Annotated in this window: 13 protein-coding genes; 5 read left to right on the top strand and 8 right to left on the bottom strand. The window is 71.1% G+C overall.

The window, feature by feature from the left end; all coding sequences use genetic code 11:
- Window positions 1-91: 91 nt before the first annotated feature.
- The gene (locus ACQPY0_RS49685; RefSeq protein ID WP_432977789.1) at window positions 92-3,265 is read right to left on the bottom strand and encodes an efflux RND transporter permease subunit; all 3,174 of its coding nucleotides are present in this window, start codon (window positions 3,263-3,265) and stop codon (window positions 92-94) included.
- 97 nt (window positions 3,266-3,362) lie between these two features.
- Here ACQPY0_RS49685 and ACQPY0_RS49690 point away from each other — a divergent pair, with 97 nt between their 5' ends.
- Together ACQPY0_RS49690 and ACQPY0_RS49695 are read left to right on the top strand one after the other, a co-directional pair.
- On the top strand, window positions 3,363-3,887 hold the full coding sequence (locus ACQPY0_RS49690; RefSeq protein WP_432977792.1) for a MarR family winged helix-turn-helix transcriptional regulator: 525 nt from the start codon (window positions 3,363-3,365) through the stop codon (window positions 3,885-3,887).
- Window positions 3,888-3,898: 11 nt separating this feature from the next.
- Window positions 3,899-5,155 carry a cellulase family glycosylhydrolase gene (locus tag ACQPY0_RS49695; RefSeq protein ID WP_432977794.1) on the top strand — a complete coding sequence of 419 codons (1,257 nt, stop codon included), beginning with the start codon at window positions 3,899-3,901 and terminating at the stop codon, window positions 5,153-5,155.
- Here ACQPY0_RS49695 and ACQPY0_RS49700 read toward each other — a convergent pair.
- From ACQPY0_RS49700 to ACQPY0_RS49710, 3 genes are all read right to left on the bottom strand, one after another.
- Complete coding sequence (locus ACQPY0_RS49700) at window positions 5,131-6,150, bottom strand: COG1470 family protein (protein ID WP_432977797.1); 1,020 nt, start codon at window positions 6,148-6,150, stop codon at window positions 5,131-5,133. The two genes, ACQPY0_RS49695 and ACQPY0_RS49700, sit on opposite strands and share 25 nt — an antisense overlap.
- Before the next feature lie 83 nt (window positions 6,151-6,233).
- Window positions 6,234-8,180, bottom strand: coding sequence for a fibronectin type III domain-containing protein (locus ACQPY0_RS49705; protein WP_432977800.1), 1,947 nt, complete (start codon window positions 8,178-8,180; stop codon window positions 6,234-6,236).
- Between the two features lie 94 nt (window positions 8,181-8,274).
- A complete protein-coding gene (locus ACQPY0_RS49710) occupies window positions 8,275-9,402 on the bottom strand; it encodes a HupE/UreJ family protein (RefSeq protein ID WP_432977803.1) in 1,128 nt (375 codons plus the stop codon).
- Window positions 9,403-9,533: 131 nt separating this feature from the next.
- Between ACQPY0_RS49710 and ACQPY0_RS49715 the strand changes: the two genes are divergently transcribed.
- Entirely contained in the window at window positions 9,534-10,199 is a 666-nt protein-coding gene (locus ACQPY0_RS49715; RefSeq protein WP_432977806.1) for a hypothetical protein, read from the top strand.
- On the opposite strand, the gene ACQPY0_RS49720 is transcribed toward ACQPY0_RS49715, so the two are convergent.
- Window positions 10,192-11,490 carry a TIGR04013 family B12-binding domain/radical SAM domain-containing protein gene (locus ACQPY0_RS49720; RefSeq protein ID WP_432977809.1) on the bottom strand — a complete coding sequence of 433 codons (1,299 nt, stop codon included), beginning with the start codon at window positions 11,488-11,490 and terminating at the stop codon, window positions 10,192-10,194. The genes ACQPY0_RS49715 and ACQPY0_RS49720 overlap by 8 nt on opposite strands.
- An 89-nt stretch (window positions 11,491-11,579) precedes the next feature.
- Here ACQPY0_RS49720 and ACQPY0_RS49725 point away from each other — a divergent pair, with 89 nt between their 5' ends.
- The gene (locus ACQPY0_RS49725; RefSeq protein WP_432977812.1) at window positions 11,580-11,774 is read left to right on the top strand and encodes a hypothetical protein; all 195 of its coding nucleotides are present in this window, start codon (window positions 11,580-11,582) and stop codon (window positions 11,772-11,774) included.
- Between the two features lie 719 nt (window positions 11,775-12,493).
- On the opposite strand, the gene ACQPY0_RS49730 is transcribed toward ACQPY0_RS49725, so the two are convergent.
- Window positions 12,494-13,081, bottom strand: a complete 588-nt coding sequence (locus tag ACQPY0_RS49730; protein ID WP_432977815.1) for a MarR family transcriptional regulator — start codon at window positions 13,079-13,081, stop codon at window positions 12,494-12,496.
- A 154-nt stretch (window positions 13,082-13,235) separates the two neighbouring features.
- Between ACQPY0_RS49730 and ACQPY0_RS49735 the strand changes: the two genes are divergently transcribed.
- The gene (locus tag ACQPY0_RS49735) at window positions 13,236-14,429 is read left to right on the top strand and encodes an exonuclease domain-containing protein (protein ID WP_432977818.1); all 1,194 of its coding nucleotides are present in this window, start codon (window positions 13,236-13,238) and stop codon (window positions 14,427-14,429) included.
- Here the strand turns inward: ACQPY0_RS49735 and ACQPY0_RS49740 are convergent.
- The gene (locus tag ACQPY0_RS49740) at window positions 14,426-15,826 is read right to left on the bottom strand and encodes an acyl-CoA carboxylase subunit beta (protein ID WP_432995728.1); all 1,401 of its coding nucleotides are present in this window, start codon (window positions 15,824-15,826) and stop codon (window positions 14,426-14,428) included. The two genes, ACQPY0_RS49735 and ACQPY0_RS49740, sit on opposite strands and share 4 nt — an antisense overlap.
- 21 nt (window positions 15,827-15,847) lie before the next feature.
- On the bottom strand, window positions 15,848-17,062 hold the full coding sequence (fabF, locus tag ACQPY0_RS49745) for a beta-ketoacyl-ACP synthase II (RefSeq protein WP_432977821.1): 1,215 nt from the start codon (window positions 17,060-17,062) through the stop codon (window positions 15,848-15,850).
- Window positions 17,063-17,070 lie beyond the last annotated feature (8 nt).

Genomic DNA, 17,070 nt, shown 5'->3' on the forward strand with positions numbered 1-17,070 from the left:
CGTGAGAGCGTGAGCAGCTCGGGGTGGGGAAATGGGAGGCCGGCCGCCCCTTGTGGGGTGGCCGGCCTCTTGGGTTGGGCTGGTCGTTGCGTCAGTGGGACGGGGCGGGCTCCAGGGGATCCACGCGGTGGCGGCCGTCGGAGTCGCCGTCCGCTGGCTGCTGCCCGGCCGTCAGCGGCGAGGCGTGCTTGCCCTCGCGGCGCAGGCGGCGTCGCTCCTTTGTGGACTCGAGCATTGTGTACAGGGTCGGGACCAGGACCAGGGTCAGCAGCGTCGAGCTGATCAGGCCGCCGATGACCACGATGGCCAGGGGCTGGGAGATGAAGCCGCCCTCGCCCGTCAGGCCGATGGCCATGGGCAGCAGGGCGCAGATCGTCGCCACCGCTGTCATCAGGATCGGGCGCAGGCGCCGGCGGCCGCCCTCGACGACCGCCTCGCGGACCGGCATGCCGGATTCGCGGTACTGGTTGATGAGGTCCATCAGCACGATCGCGTTGGTCACCACGATGCCGATGAGCATCAGCACGCCGATCATGGCGGGCAGGCCCAGGGGCGTGTTCGTGGCCAGCAGCAGAATGATCGCGCCCGTCGCGGCGAACGGGATCGACACCAGCAGGATCAGCGGCTGGGCCACGCTGCGGAACGTCGCCACCATGATGATGAAGACGATCGCGATCGCGGCCAGCATCGCCAGGCCCAGCTGCCCGAAGGCCTCCTGCTGGTCCTGGGTCACGCCGCCCAGGGTCACCGTGGCGCCGGCCGGCAGGGAGAGCTCGTCGAGCTTCGTCTGCAGGTCGGCCGAGACCTGGCTGAGGTTGTCGCCGGAGGCGCGGCCGGTGACCGAGGCGCTGCGGTTGCCGTCGATGCGGGTGATCGCGACCGGGCCCGCGTCCTGGGACACGTCCGCGATCTGGTCGAGGCGGACGAACGGCGGGGTGCCCGGGACCGGGATCGTCAGGGCCTTGAGCTGGTCCAGGCTCGTCGGGGCCGGGCCGGAGCGCAGGATCAGGTCGCGCTGGGCGCCGTCGACCGTCATCTGGGTCAGGGTCTGGCCGCGGTACGCCGCCGCGACGATGCCGCCGACCGCCGCGTCGTTCAGGCCGTACTTCGCGGCCTGGTCCCGCTTCACCTTGACGTCGATGCGCGGGTTGCTGGCGGCCAGGTTGCTCTCGACGTCCGCGATGCCGCCGACGCCCTTCATCGCCGTCTCGACCTGACCGGTGGCCTTCGTGAGGTCGCCGGGGTTGTTGGCCTTGATGACGACCTCGAGCTGGTCGCTGGAGCCGCCGCCGCTGCTGCCGCCGACCTTCACGGTGCCGAGGCTGTTGCCGGCCGCGGCGACCTCGGTGCGCAGCTCGTCGATGACCTTCTCGACGTCCGTGCCCTCCTTGGCGGTGACCGAGAAGTTCGCGGTGTTGCCGCCCTGGCCGCCGCCGAAGCCGAAGCCGGCCGAGGCGCCGATGGTGGCCTGGTACGCCTCGATGTCGCCGCGCTTGCCCAGCATGTCCTCGATCTTCTTGGCCGCCGCGTCGGTGGTGGCCAGGCTGGAGCCGACCGGCAGCTCCTGGGAGATCGAGAACTCGCTCTGCCCGGACTCGTCGATGAAGTTGGTCTTCAGCGCGGTGGCCAGGCCCATGGTGCCGATGAACACGACGATGCTGATGGCCACGGTGGCCCAGCGGGTGCCCCGGCTGCGGGTCACCCAGCTCACGATCGGCACGTAGCTGCGCTGCAGCGGGCTGCGCCGCTCCTTCTCCAGCGCCCGGGCCTCGATCGCCTCGCGCTCCTCGGTGGCGAGGGCCTTCGGCGGGCGCAGGAACCAGTAGGCCAGGACGGGGACCACGGTCAGCGCGACGAACAGCGACGCGAGCAGGGCCACGGCGATGGTGATCGCGAAGGGCCGGAACAGCTCGCCGGCGAGGCCGCCGACGAGGCCGATCGGCAGGAACACGGCGACGGTGGTCAGCGTCGAGGCGACGACCGCGCCGGTCACCTCCTTGACGCCGGTGAGGATGGCGTGGACCTTGGCCTCGCCGTACTCCAGATGTCGTTTGATGTTCTCGAGCACCACGATCGAGTCGTCGACGACGCGGCCGACGGCGATGGTGAGCGCGCCGAGCGTGAGCAGGTTGAGCGAGTAGTCGCCGACCCACAGGCCGATGAGCGCGACGACCACCGACAGCGGGATCGACACGGCGGTCACCAGCGTGGAGCGGATCGACACCAGGAAGATGAGGATCACCACGACGGCGAAGAGCAGGCCGAGCGCGCCCTCGGTGGACAGGCTCTTGATGGACTTCTCGACGAACGGCGCCTGGTCGAAGACCGACGTGAGCTTCGTGTCGCCGCCGAGCGACTTCTCCAGGTCGGCGAGCTTGTCGCGGACCGCGTGGGAGATCTTCACGGCGTTGCCGTCGGGCGCGGCGGTGACCGAGATGCCGAGGCTGGGCTTGCCGTTGGTGCGGGTGATCGAGGTGGCCTCGACCGTCTTGAGCTCGACCGTGGCCACGTCCCCGAGCTTCGCGGTGGGCGTGACGGCGAGGTTCTTGAGGTCGTCCAGCGTGCTCAGGGTGCCGCCGACCTGCACCGCGAGGGACTTGTCGCCCTGGGTCAGGGTGCCGGCGGGGAAGGAGACGCCGTTGGACTTCAGCGCGGTGGTCAGCGACTCCCCGTTGACCCCGGCCGCGCCGGCCTTCTGCGGGTTGAGCGTGATGAGCACGTTCTGGGTCTCGGCGCCGGTCACCTCGACCTGACGCACGCCCTCGATGCCCTGCAGCTCCGGCACGACGACCTGGTTGAGCTGCTGCGCGAACGCGATCTGGTCGCCGGACTTCGACGCGGCCAGCACCACGGCCGGCAGGTCGTCGGTGGAGCCGGCGATGACCTGCGGGTCGACGCTCGAGGGCAGTTGCGAGCGGATACGCGAGATGGCCGTGTTCATCTTGTTGGTGATGTCGTCGATCGACGAGCCGAAGTCAAACGAGACCTGCACCGTCGCCATGCCCTCGCGACTGGTGGAGGTGATGTCCGTCAGCCCGGGCACGCTCTGCAGCGCGCCCTCGATGGGCTTTGTCACCTGCTCCTCGACGATATCCGGCGACACGCCGGGGTAGGTCGCGACCACGAAGGCGGCCGGGAACTGGATCGAGGGGATGAGCTGTTGCTTCAGTGACGGGATGGCAATGGCGCCGAAGCCCAGGACGACGATCGCGATGATCGCGACCAGCCCCCGGTTCGCCAAACTGAGCCGGGCGAGGAACGACATGTCTGGAGTCTTCTTCCGATCGGCTACAAGCACGTTAGTTCGTGTGATGCTAATGGTTCGTCTCGCGCAAAGTTTATCCAGGCGGTAAAACATTGCTGTGAACACTCACAGGGAAGCGCTACTGGCCCGCGTCGCCAGGGCCGAGGAGCGGATGCGCGCCCTGTTGGCGTACGACCGCACGAACCCACTGTTCTCAGTAAACCTCACAATGCAGCAGCTCAAGGTGCTGTTGCTGCTCTCCGGCCACGACGGGATGGCCTCGCAGGAGCTGACCCGGCTGCTCGGTGTGAGTCTGGCCACGCTGTCCGGCATTGTAGACCGGCTGGTGACCCAGGGTTACGTCACCCGTGCGGAGGACCCGCACGACCGCCGGGTCCGCCGCATCCACCTCTCCCCCGCCGGGCGGGAGACGCTGGACCGGCTCAGCGACGGGGGCACCCGGGCCGCCCGGCGCCTGCTGGACCGCCTCGACGACGACACGCTCGGGCAGCTGGCGGCCGTGCTGGAGCGCGTGGCCGAGGCGGCCGTGGAGGAAGCGCTCGATCGCGCGGTACCGCTGCCGCCGAGCGAGCCCGGGGACCTCACCCCGCCGGCCAAGATAGGGCCGCTGTCGTCCGGGTAGCCGCGCCATCCATGAGGCGTGTGCTGGTCCTGCTGGCCCTTCTCGTCACGGCGGTGGCCCTCCCGCTCGAGCCCGCGGGCGCCGCGCCGCAGCACGCGGCACCGGGAATCCGGGTGGCGGGCGGGCGCCTGGTCGAGGCCAACGGCAGCGACCTGGTGCTGCGCGGGGTCAACCACGACTTCATCTGGTACCCCGACCGCAACGGCACTTTCGCCGCCATCAAGGCCACCGGCGCCAACGCGGTGCGGGTCCCGCTCGGCACCGGCCACCAGTTCCGTCACACCAGCCCCGACGAGGTGCGCACGATCGTGGACCTGTGCCGCCTGCAGCGGCTGGTCTGCATCCTCGACGCGCACGACACCGCCGGCTTCGGGCAGGACAAGAAGGCCGCCCCGATGTCCGAGGCGGTCGCGTTCTGGAAAGGGCTGCTGCCGGTGCTGGCCGGGCACGAGGACAACATCCTCGTCAACATCGCCAACGAGCCCTTCGGCGTCGGCGGGGACTGGCCGTGGGTCCAGCAGACCACCGACGCCATCCGGGAACTGCGCGCGGCCGGGTTCCGCCACACGCTGCTGGTCGACGCGCCCGGCTGGGGCCAGGACGAGATGTACGTGATGCGCGACAACGCCGAGCGGGTGCGCGCCGCCGACCCGACCGGCAACACGGCGTTCGACATTCACATGTACGGCGAGTTCGACAACGCCGCGAAGGTCAACGCCTACCTAGGCTACTTCACCCACCACCAGCTGCCGGTCCTCATCGGCGAGTTCTCCGGCCAGCACGAGTGGGGCGACCCCGACGAGGACGCCATCATGGCCTACGCCGAGGGCCATTCGGTGGGCTACCTCGGCTGGTCGTGGAGCGGCAACGAGCAGGAGTACAGCTACCTCGACCTGGTGCACGACTTCGACCCGGCCAGCCGCACGGCCTGGGGCAACCGCTTCCTCACGGGCCCGAACGGCATCTCGACGCAGTCGCGGGAAGCCACGATCTTCCGCAACGGTACCGCCGGTGCTCCCCGGATCGCGGAGGTCACCACGAGCACCGTGCGACTGTCGTGGCCGCGGGCCTCATGGGGTACGACATACATCGTCGTGGCCGTGAACGGCGCGAGCGAGTCCCGCCTGGCGACGACCGCCCGGCCGGAGGTGACGCTGCACGGGCTGCGGGGCTCGACCGAGTACGCCTTCGCCGTCTACGCCCGCGGCCTGCTGGGCAACCGATCGCGCCGCTCCGCCCTCACCTACGCGGTCACGCCCCCGGCCTGAATCGCCTCCTCGACCGCCTTGCGCACCCGCTCGTCCTGGCGGGCCTTGCCACGCGCCCGCAGGCGGCGGACCAGGAAGAACGCGGCGACGAGCGCGGCCACGGCGACGAGGACGCCGATGAGCCAGCCCCACGGTACCGCCCACGCGCCGGCCTCGGCCGTCACCGCGGCCAGGGACGTGGTGGAGCCGGACGCGTCGGTCAGGCGCGGGGTGAGCGTCGCGGTCGCGGTGACCCGGAACGCCTTCGGCACGCCGTGCACGGGGACGCTCACCTTCCACGTCTCGCCGGGCAGCAGCTGCGGCGGGGCCTTGACCGCGCCGGCGTCGGTGCGCAGCATGCCGAACGGCCCGGCGAGCGACACGCGCTGCTCGGCGGAGAGGATCGCGTTGCCGGTGTTGTGGATGGTGTACGTGACCGTCGCGTCACCGCCGTCGACGTCGACGCCGAGGTTCTCGACCACCAGGGCCGGGTGCAGGTCGCCGCCGACGCGCAGCTTGACCTGGATGCCGAGGCGGCGCTCGACGTTGATGCCCTGGCCGGCGTCGGGCTGGGTGAGCGCGGTGACGACTCCGCCGGCGTAGTCGCCGGGGGTGGCGTTGGCCGGGATGTCGAGCGTGAACGGGATCTCGGCGCTCTGGCCGGGCTGGATCGCGACGGTGGGCGCGCCGGCGTGCAGCCAGGCGCCGATGCCGACGGACTTCTTGTCCTTGGTGAGCAGGTCGAGCTGGCCGGTGCTGGTGGTGAAGCCGTCGCCGGCGTACACGGCCAGGTTCAGCGTGTTCTTGCCGCGGTTGGCCACCACCATGGCGTCCTTGACCTGGCCGCCGGGGTTGACCGCGTAGCTGTAGCTGGATCGGTCCGAGCCGTAGCTGTTCGCGGCGGTCCGCACCGTCCAGGCGACGTCGCCCTCCTCCGCGTGCGCGGGACCGGCGATGCCGGCGGCGGCGAGCAGCCCGATGACGGCGGCGAACACGGCGGATCTACGGAGTTGCATGACGTCCTCGCTCGAAAGTCAGGGGGCGGGACGGCCCGTGGGCCGCCCCGCCTGGAAAAACCTGGAACAAAAAGGAATGCCGGTCAGCTGCTCAGCGCGGTGATCGTGAGCGTGGCGCGGTAGTCGCCCTTCTCGGCGCTGCCCGGGATCTTCAGGTCGAGCTCGGCCCCGAGCTGGCTGGTGCCCTTCGGGTGGCCCTGCTCGGCGTAGCCCAGCCCGCGCGAGACGGACAGGCCCTGGCCCTGGTCGTCGTACGACGAGGGCACCGGCACGCTCGCCTGCGCCCCGGCGCCGGGCACGAGCACCCGCGGGACCCAGCCGAGGTACGAACCGGAGAAGGTCTTGCCGGCATCGCGGAAGTCGCTCACGCTCGCCGAGATCGACCACGGCGCCTGGGTGCGGCGGGTGTCGCTCACGGCGATCGGGTTGAGGTGGCCGGAGGCCCCGAAGTACTCGCCGTTGTGCTCGGTCGCGGTGCCCAGGCTGACCAGGCCGTTGTAGCCGTCGATGGTCCAGCCGAACTCACCGGGCGCCGGGTTGGGGACGTTGACCTGCAGCTGCTGGCCGTCGCCGTTGTACGGGTGCACCGTCACCTTGTCGACGATCGAGCCGACCGGCTGGTTGGCCGGGGTGTTGGTGCACACGAGCCCGCGCTCGACCGCCGGGTTCGGCGCCGCGCAGGTGCCGCTGCGGAGGTTCTGCACGACCAGCTTGTCGCTGCGGACCTCGACCTTGACGTAGGAGCGCACGTGCTCCTGGTTCTGCGCCGAGTTGTACCAGTAGCTGTCCGGGTTCAGCGGGTCGGCCCCGTTGCCGGCGCCGCTGGTGCCGCTGTTGTCGGGCTTGGTGATGTCGTAGTACTTCGAGCCCGACGCCGAGTTGCCGGTGACGTAGAGCACGCCGCCCGGGCCCTGGAACACGTCGGCGGCGCCGGGCTGCTCGTCCGGGTTCGCCTTCGCGCCGTTCTTGATCAGGTAGCTGCGGGAGTACACGTGGTCGTGGCCCTGCAGCACCAGGTCGACACCCAGGTTGGAGAAGGCGGTCGGGAAGTCCACCCGGCGCACCTTGTTGTCCCCGTCCTTGGCGTGCGCGGCCGGCGAGTAGATCGCGTGGTGGTAGACGAGCACCGTCCACTTGGCCTCGGCGCCGTGCTGGTTGATGACGTCGGTGACGTAGCCGATGTGCGCCTCGTCGCCGCCGCCACCCTGGGTGGTGGCGTAGGAGTTGCTGTTCAGGTCGATGAACAGCGTGTCCTTGTAGATGTACCAGTAGTCGCCGCCGGACGTGGTCCCCGCCGGGTTGCCGTTGGAGTAGTACCGGCCCGAGCGGTCCGTGTTCGGGGTGAACAGGTGCTGCTCGTAGGCCTTGCCGCCGACGTCGTGGTTACCGATCGTCGCCGCCCACGGGTACTGGCGCAGCTTGTCCGGGGCGAGGAACGCGTTCCACTGGGCCTCGGTGTTCGCGGTCTCGACCTGGTCGCCGCCGGAGACGAGCAGCTCGGCGTTCGGGTTGGCCGCGAGCGACACGTCGAGCGTGTCGGTCCAGCCGGCCTGGTCCTTGGCCACGTCGCCGGAGGAGCCGATCTGCGGGTCGCCGTAGAACAGGAAGTCGTAGTCGCCCTCGAAGTCCTGCGTCTTGAACGAGTACACCGGCGACCAGTTGCCCTCGGTGCCGACCCGGTAGGAGTACGCGGTGTGCTCCTGCAGGCCGGTGAGGACGGCGTGGCGGTTGTACCCGCCACTGGTGGCGATGTTCGCCCCGCCGATGGCCGCGAACGTGGCGGCCGAGTCGGGGAACTCACCGTTGGCCAGCGCCGCCGTGGGGGCGAGCTGGACCTTCTGGGCGGTGTCGGCGGAGGAGTACCAGGTCACGATCCGCTGGGACTCGTTCGCGCCGACGCCGAGGATGATGCCGGTGAGGTTGGCCGGGTCCTCGGCACTGGCGGGCGAGCCGCCGGTGCCGAGGGCCAGAGCCAGGCCCACCAGCGCCGCCGTGGCCGCAGCGGCCACGCGGGAGGTGCGGTGATACATCGGATTTTCACCTTTTTCCGATGGGGTACGAGCAAAGCTTGATCACGCAATCGCGTGATCTTGAACCGTTCGTGAACGGCGTCCGGACGCCCGACTAGAGCCGCTGAAAGAACCAGAGCAACCCCATGAACGCGACCCCCGCGGCGATGGTCCCGGTGACCCATCGGCCCGTTTTGGGCGCCTTGCGGCGCAGCAGGATCAGCAGCGGGAACGTCAGGGCGATCAGCCCGAGCTGCACGACCTCGATGCCGACGTTGAACACCAGCAGCGACCACAGCAGCGTCCACGAGAACGGCTCGTCGATGCCGAGCGCGCCGGCGAATCCCAGCCCGTGGATGAGGCCGAAGCCGAACACCACGGCCAGCCGCGCGTTGCCCGGGGCGCCGTCCTTGCGCAGATTCCACAGATGCAGGCCGGCCACCACCGCGATCGACAGCGCGATGACCGGCTCGACGAGCCGCGCGGGCACGCTGACCAGCCCGAGCGCGGCCAGCATGAACGTCACCGAGTGCGCGAGCGTGAAGCTGGTCGCGGCGAGCACGATCTCGCGCAGCCGCCGCGACCCGGCGATGAGCGCGAGCAGGAACAGGATATGATCGATGCCGGTGAGCAGGTGCTCGGCGCCGAGGCGGAAGAACTCCCAGAATCGCTCGTACCACGCCTGCCCGGTCGAGAACACCGGATGCGCGGCGTCCAGGGCGGCGCTGCCGGTGCGGCCGTCGAGCGCGTAGGTGACGATCGTCTTGACGCCCTTGACGTAGCCCTCAGTGTCGGGGAAGAGTGCCGCCCGGATCTCGTGCGCGCCGCTCGGCGGGCAGGCCCAGTCCAGCGGCAGCTCGGCGTACGGCACCCCCTCCCGCTCGCCGATGCCGATCGGCTTCGACAGGCTCGCGGTGCAGTCCTTGACCGTGAAACGCTGCGTCACATAACGCAGGACCGCGTCCTTGTGCTCGTTGAGCGCCGCCGCCTGGGCGTCGCGGTCGCCGGCCTCGAAGGCCGCGTTGCCCGCCCTGAACAGGCCGTCGTCATGCTCGGCGTCCGCGGCCGAGACCAGCAGGAGGTCGTACTCCAGCCCGAGCGCCGTGCGCACGTGCCCGCCCTCGGCCGTCACGTCGACGTACACGGTGGAGGAGAAGCCGTGCGCCTGCGCCGGCCGGGTCCACGCCAGTACTGATAGAAGTACGGCAATTCCTATCGTGACGGTCCGGATGGTGCGGCGCATGGGGCTCCCTCAGGTTCGGCCTCCGCACGTTGCACGGCACGAGTGAACGTCCGGCCCCCCACCGACGAACCGATCTTGAACAACTCCCGCCCGATCTCGTCTTCCGCGCCCCGGGCGGAGAGGATCTCGTCGTGCGTCCTACGATTCGGGCCGTTGCCGCCCTGGCCCTCGTCGCCGGCCTGCTCGGCGGGTGCGGGTTCTCCTCCGGTGACGACTGGAGCCAGCCGCGGCCGCTGCCCAGCCCGGTCGGGTCCCTGAAGGCCGGGTTCGTCGACCCCTCCACGCCCCCCACACCGGAGGGGACGATCACGCCCGTTCCCGGGTCCTGGAGCGAGGTGCATCCCGGCTCGGGGTACCGGGTCGTGCTGCTGACCCGGGGCGCGGATGCGCCCACCAAGGCCCTGGTCACCGCGGTTGAGGCGTGGGCCGCGGCCGAGAAGGTGTCGCTCAGGACCGTCACCGCCGGGACCGACCCGGTTCCGGACATCATCCGCGCCATCGACATGCACGCCGACCTGATCGTCAGCGCCGGCAACGACCTCGTGGACCCCCTGACCGTCGTGACCGCGAACCACCTGGCACAGGCGTTCCTGGTCGTCGGCGCCGAACTGGCCGAGCCCACGCACAACGTGACCGCCGTAGACTGGGCCGGGGCGTCCTTCCGCGGCGAGGGCCTGGGCGCCTCATCCACGTACGACGCGGCGTCCTTCACCACAGCCCGCTGCGACGCCGCCATCCGAGCCGGCGCCGCCGCGGTCCTGACCGGCCTGACCGGAATCGTGGTCTGGCTCAGTTAGCGGGCTTGATCGGCAGCAGGGTCCGGCTCCGGCCGGGGCGCGGGCTCTGCGCGGCGGCGGCCGCCAGCTGAACGGCGTGCTCGCGCTGCTTCTGCCAGTGGCCGTAGAGCGCGCCCTGCTGGGCCAGGCGCGACACCGCCCGGATCGTCTCCGGGTCCACGTCCCCCGGCGCCGCGTCCCGCCACGGGGTGCCCGGCAACGGCATGAACACGTGCGAGTGGATGCGCGCCCCGAGCGCGGCCAACTCCTGCGCCAGCTTCAGCGAGGCCTCCGCGTCGGCGGGGTCCTCCCCCGGCATGCCGAAGATCATGTCCACGTTGATCCGGAACCCCTCGGCGATCCCGAGCCGCACCGCCCGCCGCACCGACTCGACGTCGTGCCCGCGCTTGGCGGCCTCCAGCACCCGCTCCGACCCGGACTGGGCACCGACGATGAGGTTGTCGTTGGCGCAGTACCGTTTCACCAGGCGCAGCGCCTCGACGCTCATGTGCTCGGGCCGGATCTCACTGGGGAACGACCCGAAGAAGACCCGCCCATCCGGCCCGATCCCCTCCTTACAGCCGGCGAGCAACTCCTCAACGGCGGCGAGGTTCGGCTCCTCGTCCTCGGCCCCGTAGGAAAGCGACGTAGGCGTGATGAACCGGACGTCCCGCTTACCGAGCTCCCGCATCCGATCGACATGCCAGCGCACATTCTCCACACTGCGATGCCGAAACCGCGCCGAAAACATAAACGGCGTCTGACAGAACCGGCACGCGTACACGCACCCGCGCGTGATCTCGATCGGGTTCATGCGCTTGTACGTCAAGGGAAACGCGCGGTAGCGACCCAGTGGCTCGCGGTGCGCCTTGCCGGTGCGGATCAGGCTGCCGTGCTCGTCGCGGTAGACGAGTCCCGTGATCCCGGCCGGGTCGCCGGCGCTGTCCACCAGCGCCAGAAGGGTGCTCTCGCCCTCGCCGACGGCGGCGATGTCCCATCCGGCGTCGAGGGTCCGCACCGGCTCGGCGGTGGCATGCACCCCACCCGCCACGTGCACGGCTCGGGGCGCGGCGGCCTTGATCCCGGCCAGTTCCTCGGCCAGCGCCGCGGCGTCGGGCGAGTAGAACGACCACAGCACGAGCACACGGTCGGCGTGGGCGGAACGAATCGCCTCGACGGTGGCCGCCGCGGACTCGGCGAAAACCACCTCGTAGTCCGTTGTGGTGGGATGCTCCTCCAGCGCGGCGAGCAGGACGTGATGGCCGTAGGTCACCGCCTTGCGATACCGCAGAATCAACACGAGGTCGCGCACGCCGGAAAGTCTAGGCGTACCGGGTGATGGCCCGGTGTTGAGCGGACGTTTGCGCGGCGACCGGCCACGGCCGGCGGCACGATGGTGATGTGGACGAGTATCGGGAGATCGTGTCGGACGTCCTCACGACCGCCGGCGGAGCGCAGGCTTGGATCGAGATGAACCTTTCCGGGTACCTCTCCAAGCGGTGCACCGGATGCGGTACGGACGAGGACGCGGTCGCGTTGGCGCCGGCGCTGCAGTGGCTGGAAGAGCACGCGTCGGCGTGCACCGCCCGGCCGTAGGTAGCCGGATCACCGCGCACGTGCCGCGGCTCCATGTGACTATCACTGGTGGGGCCTGACCCCACGCTCGTTGGCGGCCGAAACCGAGTCCGCTGCGGCACGGTACGCGCGGGTGGGCGCGGCTGCGCTCCGGCGAGTTCTACGTCGCGGCCGAGGGTGAGGCACCGCAGAAGGTGCGGACGCCACTCTGCCTCAGCTATCACCCGAGGAGCCCGCTGCCGGTGGAGGCCCTCGTCGTCGCAGAGCTTGCCTATCGTTGGCAGAAGATCGGTCACAGTGGGCTCATCTGGTCCAGGACTCGGGCCGCCACGTCGATGATCTGTTCGACCTTCGGAACATCGCGCTCCATCTCCTCCGCGCTGATGCTCGGTGCCGACGCGGATGGGTACTCGACCTGGTTGCGGCGGCGGAGGCGGTCGAACGGCGCAGCACCCCGCCAAGCGGTGGATCGAGCTGCGCAGTTACCGCGTCGCGGACCGCGATGTGCCGCCTCGGCTCGTCGCCCGCAGGCCCTGGTTCTCCAGCACGGCGGCGAGTGACTTGCGCGCGGCATCGTACAGCAGCTGATACGCGCCGGCCGGGTCCGAGTCCGCGACGGCGTCCGCCGACGCGAGATGCCTCGGCGCTTGAGACAGCAAGAGGTCGCGGCTGGCCGGCACGCGCTCAAGTTCGTCTCTTGCCCATGCCGTCCAGGGCCTCGCGGCCCTGCTGCCATCTCGCTACCGTTCTCCAGGCTCCACGACGGTGTACAAGGGACGTGACCGCACCGACGCCAGGAAGGGATCGTCGTCGGCCGATCGCCAGGCCGTTGCGGATACACGGTGGATGTTGACCTCGCGGCCCAGTTGCCGTTCGGCAGACCGGGCCGCGTCCGCCAGGTCGTCCTCGTCGGCGTTGCCCACCACCAACACATCGACGTCACGCGGCGCAGGGCCGGCCTCGCCGGCATAGCGGGCTGCCCATGAACCGTAGATGTACGCCTCATCCACCCCATCCACGGGAGGAAGCAGATCGGCCAGGACGGCGGCCGGACCGTAGGTCAACGTCAGCAGTTCGGTGAGTGGGCGAGCGAGGGGGTTGTCGAGGTCTGCCTGCAGCAGGCGCAGGTTTCCCCTCCGTTCCTCGCGCACGAGGCCGACCTTGGCAAGATGATCGGCCTCCCGGCTGACGGTTGACTGGGAAGTCTTGAACTGGCGGGCCAACTCCGTCACCGAGCAGCTCATGTCCGGGTGCAGATACAGCCACGCCAGCAGCTCACCCAGCAGCGGCGAGCGCAGCAGCGGGAGCAGCCGGGACCTTACTTGCACATCCCGCATAATAGCTTGCAGATTATGCAAGGACCCGATGGGATCCCAAAGCCATCGAAAACGTCGGTGCCGGAATCGGCCGTACAAGAGGGTTCGGCGAACGGGACGTTTGGGCGTAGTCGGGGCGTGGCGGCGTCACTACGCTTCGACAGCTGTGTATGCCGTTGTTGATGTCGAGACCACCGGGCTTCGCACCGGCTGGCACGACCGGGTGGTCGAGATCGCGATCGTGCAGGTCGACGAGGCCGGGAAGGTCGAATCGGAGTGGTGCACGCTGGTCAATCCGGGGCGGGATCTCGGGCCGCAGCACATTCATGGGATCACCGCTGCCGAGGCTCGGCAGGCGCCGCGGTTCGAGCAGGTGGCGGGGGCCGTCGCCGGGCTGATGCGGGGGCGGGTGCCGGCCGCGCACAACTGGGCGTTCGACGGGCAGTTCCTCGCGGCCGAGTTTGAGCGGATGGGGATCGTCGCGCCGGTGCACGCCGACGCCGGGCTGTGCACGATGCGGCTCGCCGGGCGGTTCTTCCCCGGTAGCTCGCGGGGGCTGGCGGACTGCTGCGCGGCGGCGGGCATCCCGCTGGTGCGGGCCCACTCCGCGCTGCACGACGCCCGGGCGGCGGCCGAGCTGCTGTCGTACTTCCTGCGGGTGACCGGGCAGCCGCCGCCGTGGGCGCACCGGTTCGTGACGGCGGGCGCCTGGCCGGTGCTGCCGGAGACCGGGGTCGCGCCCGTCGGGCGGCAGGCCGAGGGGCAGGTGGAGGAGCACTTCCTGGGCCGGCTCGTCGATCGCCTGCCGCGCTCGCACCGGCCCGACGCCGACGCGTACCTCGAGGTGCTCGACCGGGCACTGCTCGACCGGCACGTCTCGGCGGCGGAGGCCGACGCGCTCGTCGCGGTCGCGGCCCGGCTCGGGCTGGGGCGGGCCGACGTGGTCGAACTGCACCAGCACTACCTGCAGGCGCTCGCCGCGTTCGCCGCGGCGGACGGCGTCGTCACCGCGGACGAGCGGAGCGACCTGGAGACGGTCGCGCGACTGCTGGGTCTGGACACGGGGCAGGTCGAGCGCATGCTACGTATGGCCGGGCACGCGGTGGGGCTGTTCGGGGTCCGCTCGTTCCGGCTGGAGCGCGGCGACGTCGTGGTCTTCACCGGTGACATGGGCGAGCCGCGGGAGGTCTGGCAGGCGCGGGCCGCGGCGGCCGGGCTGGCGGTCGGCGCGAACGTCACGCGGAAGACTCGGCTACTGGTGGCGGCCGATCCGGACAGCATGTCAGGAAAGGCCCAGCAGGCCGCCCGGTACGGCATCCCGGTGGTGCACCCGGCGGCCTTCCTGCAGATGCTCGGCTAGAGCGGGATGTTGCCGTGGGCGCCGCGGGCGGCGGGGACGCTTGTCAGGGCGGCGGCCAGGCGGCGGCGGGTCTGGGTCGGGTGGATCACGTCGTCGACGACGCCGATCTCCAGGGCTCGGTGTACGCCGCCCGCCGTTTGCAGGTGCTCCTCGACCAGTCTCGCGTGCAGGGACTCGCGGTCCTGCGGCTGGGCGGCCGCCAGTTGGCGGCGCTGCAGGACGTTCACGGCCGCGCTCGCGCCCATCACCGCGATCTCGGCCTGGGGCCAGGCGAAGACCGCCGTCGCGCCCAGGGAGCGGGAATTCATGGCGACGTACGCGCCGCCGTACGCCTTGCGGGTCACCAGGGTCACGCGGGGTACGACCGCCTCGGCGAAGGCGTGCAGGAGTTTGGCGCCGCGGCGGACCACGCCGTCCCACTCCTGGCCCAGGCCGGGCAGGTAGCCGGGGACGTCGACCAGGACGATGAGGGGCACGCCCAGGGCGTCGCAGGTGCGCACGAACCGGGCCGCCTTCTCGGCGCCGGCCGCGTCCAGGCAGCCGCCCAGGCGCAGCGGGTTGTTGGCGATCACGCCGGTCGTGCGGCCGCCGAAGCGGCCCAGGGTGGTGACGACGTTCGGGGCCCACTTGGCATGCAGGTCGATTCCGGGCGCGTCCAGCACGGCCCTGACCAGCGGGCGCACGTCGTACGCGCGCTTGGGCTCCGGCGGCAGGAACACCCCCAGGTCGGTGTCGGTGACGTCGTCGGCCGACAGCCGGCCGGGGCGGCCCAGCAGGGCGGCGAGGTCCCGGGCCGTGGCGATCGCCGTCCCGTCGTCCTTCGTCGTCACGTGGACCACGCCCGAGCGGCGGCCGTGCGGCTCGGGGCCGCCCAGGCGGGCCATGTCGACCTGCTCGCCGGTGACGCTGCGGACGACCTCGGGGCCGGTGACGAAGATGCGGCCGTTGTCGCTCATGATCACGATGTCGGTCAGGGCGGGGCCGTAGGCGGCGCCGCCGGCCGCGGGGCCCAGCACCACCGAGATCTGCGGGACCCGGCCGGAGGCGCGGACCATCGCGGCGAAGACCTGGCCGACGCCGTCCAGGGCCAGCACGCCCTCGGGGATCCGGGCACCGCCGGAGTGCCACAGGCCGATGACCGGGGTGCGCTCGCGCACGGCGGCGTCGATGGCGTCGACGATGTGGCGGCAGCCGTCGGAGCCCATCGCGCCGCCCATGGCGGAGGGGTCGGAGGCGAAGGCGATGGCGGCCGTACCGTCGATCTCGCCCCGGGCGGCCAGGGCGCCCGAGGCGTCGCGCGGGGCGAGCAGGCGCATCGTGCCGCGGTCGAACAGGGTCCGCAGGCGGTGCTCCGGGTCGCGTTGGCCGGCTTCGAGATCGACGGGTACGGACGTCATCGTCACGAGGTGCTCCAGGGATCAGGCGCGGGCGAACACCAGTGCCGCGTTGTGGCCGCCGAAGCCGAAGGAGTTGTTCAACGCCGCGGGGATCTCCAGGTGGCGGGGCTTGTGCGCGGCCACGTCGAGGTCCAGCTCGTCGTCGGGGTCGTCGAGGTTGATGGTCGGCGGGATCACGCCGTGGTACACGGCCAGGATCGTGGCGATCGACTCGACCGCACCGGCGGCGCCGAGCAGGTGGCCGGTCATCGACTTGGTCGACGTGATCACCGGGTGGTCGCCGAGGGCGCGGTGCAGGGCCTTGATCTCGGCCAGGTCGCCGACCGGGGTCGAGGTGGCGTGCGCGTTGACGTGCAGGACATCGGCCTTGGCGACGCCGGCGTCGCGGAGGGCGAACTCGATCGCGCGGACGGCGCCGTCGCCCTCGGGGTGGGGCTGGACGATGTCGTACCCGTCGGAGGTGATGCCGGCGCCGGCGAGGCGGGCGTAGATGCGGGCGCCGCGGGCGCGGGCGTGCTCGGCGCGCTCCAGGACGATGACGCCGGCGCCCTCGCCGAGGACGAAGCCGTCGCGGGCCTTGTCCCAGGGGCGGGAAGCGCGCTCGGGGTCGTCGTTGCGCACGGACATGGCGCGCATGGCTGCGAAGCCGGCGATCGGCAGCGGGTGGATCACGGCCTCGGTACCGCCGGCGACGACGACGTCGGCGCGGCCGAGGCGGATGAGGTCGAGGGCGTGGGCGATCGCCTCGGCGCCGGTGGCGCAGGCGCTGGCCACGCAGTGCACGCCGGCGCGGGCGCCGAGCCGCAGGCCGATGTGGGCGGCCGGGCCGTTGGGCATGAGCATCGGCACGGTGTGCGGGGAGACCTTGCGCGGGCCGCTGGCCTCCAGGATGTCGTCCTGGTTGAGCAGCGTCTGGGCGCCGCCGATGCCGGTGCCGACGCTGACGGCGAGCCGGTCCGGGTCCACCTCGGGCGAGCCGGCGTCGGCCCAGGCCTCGGTGGCGGCGATGACGGCGGCCATCTCGCTGCGGTCCAGGCGGCGGGCCTGCACGCGGTCGATCTGCTCGGTCGGCTCGACGGCGAGCTGCGCGGCGATGCGCACGGTGAGGGGGGCGGCCCATTCGGGCAGCGCCGAGACGCCGGATCTGCCGGCGAGCATGGCGTCCCAGGTGGACGGGGCATCCCCGCCGAGCGGGGTGGTGGCCCCGATGCCGGTGACGACGACCTCAACACTCACTGCTGACT

Origin of the sequence: Dactylosporangium sp. CA-233914 (genome assembly GCF_050942935.1) — a bacterium.
GTDB lineage: Bacteria > Actinomycetota > Actinomycetes > Mycobacteriales > Micromonosporaceae > Dactylosporangium.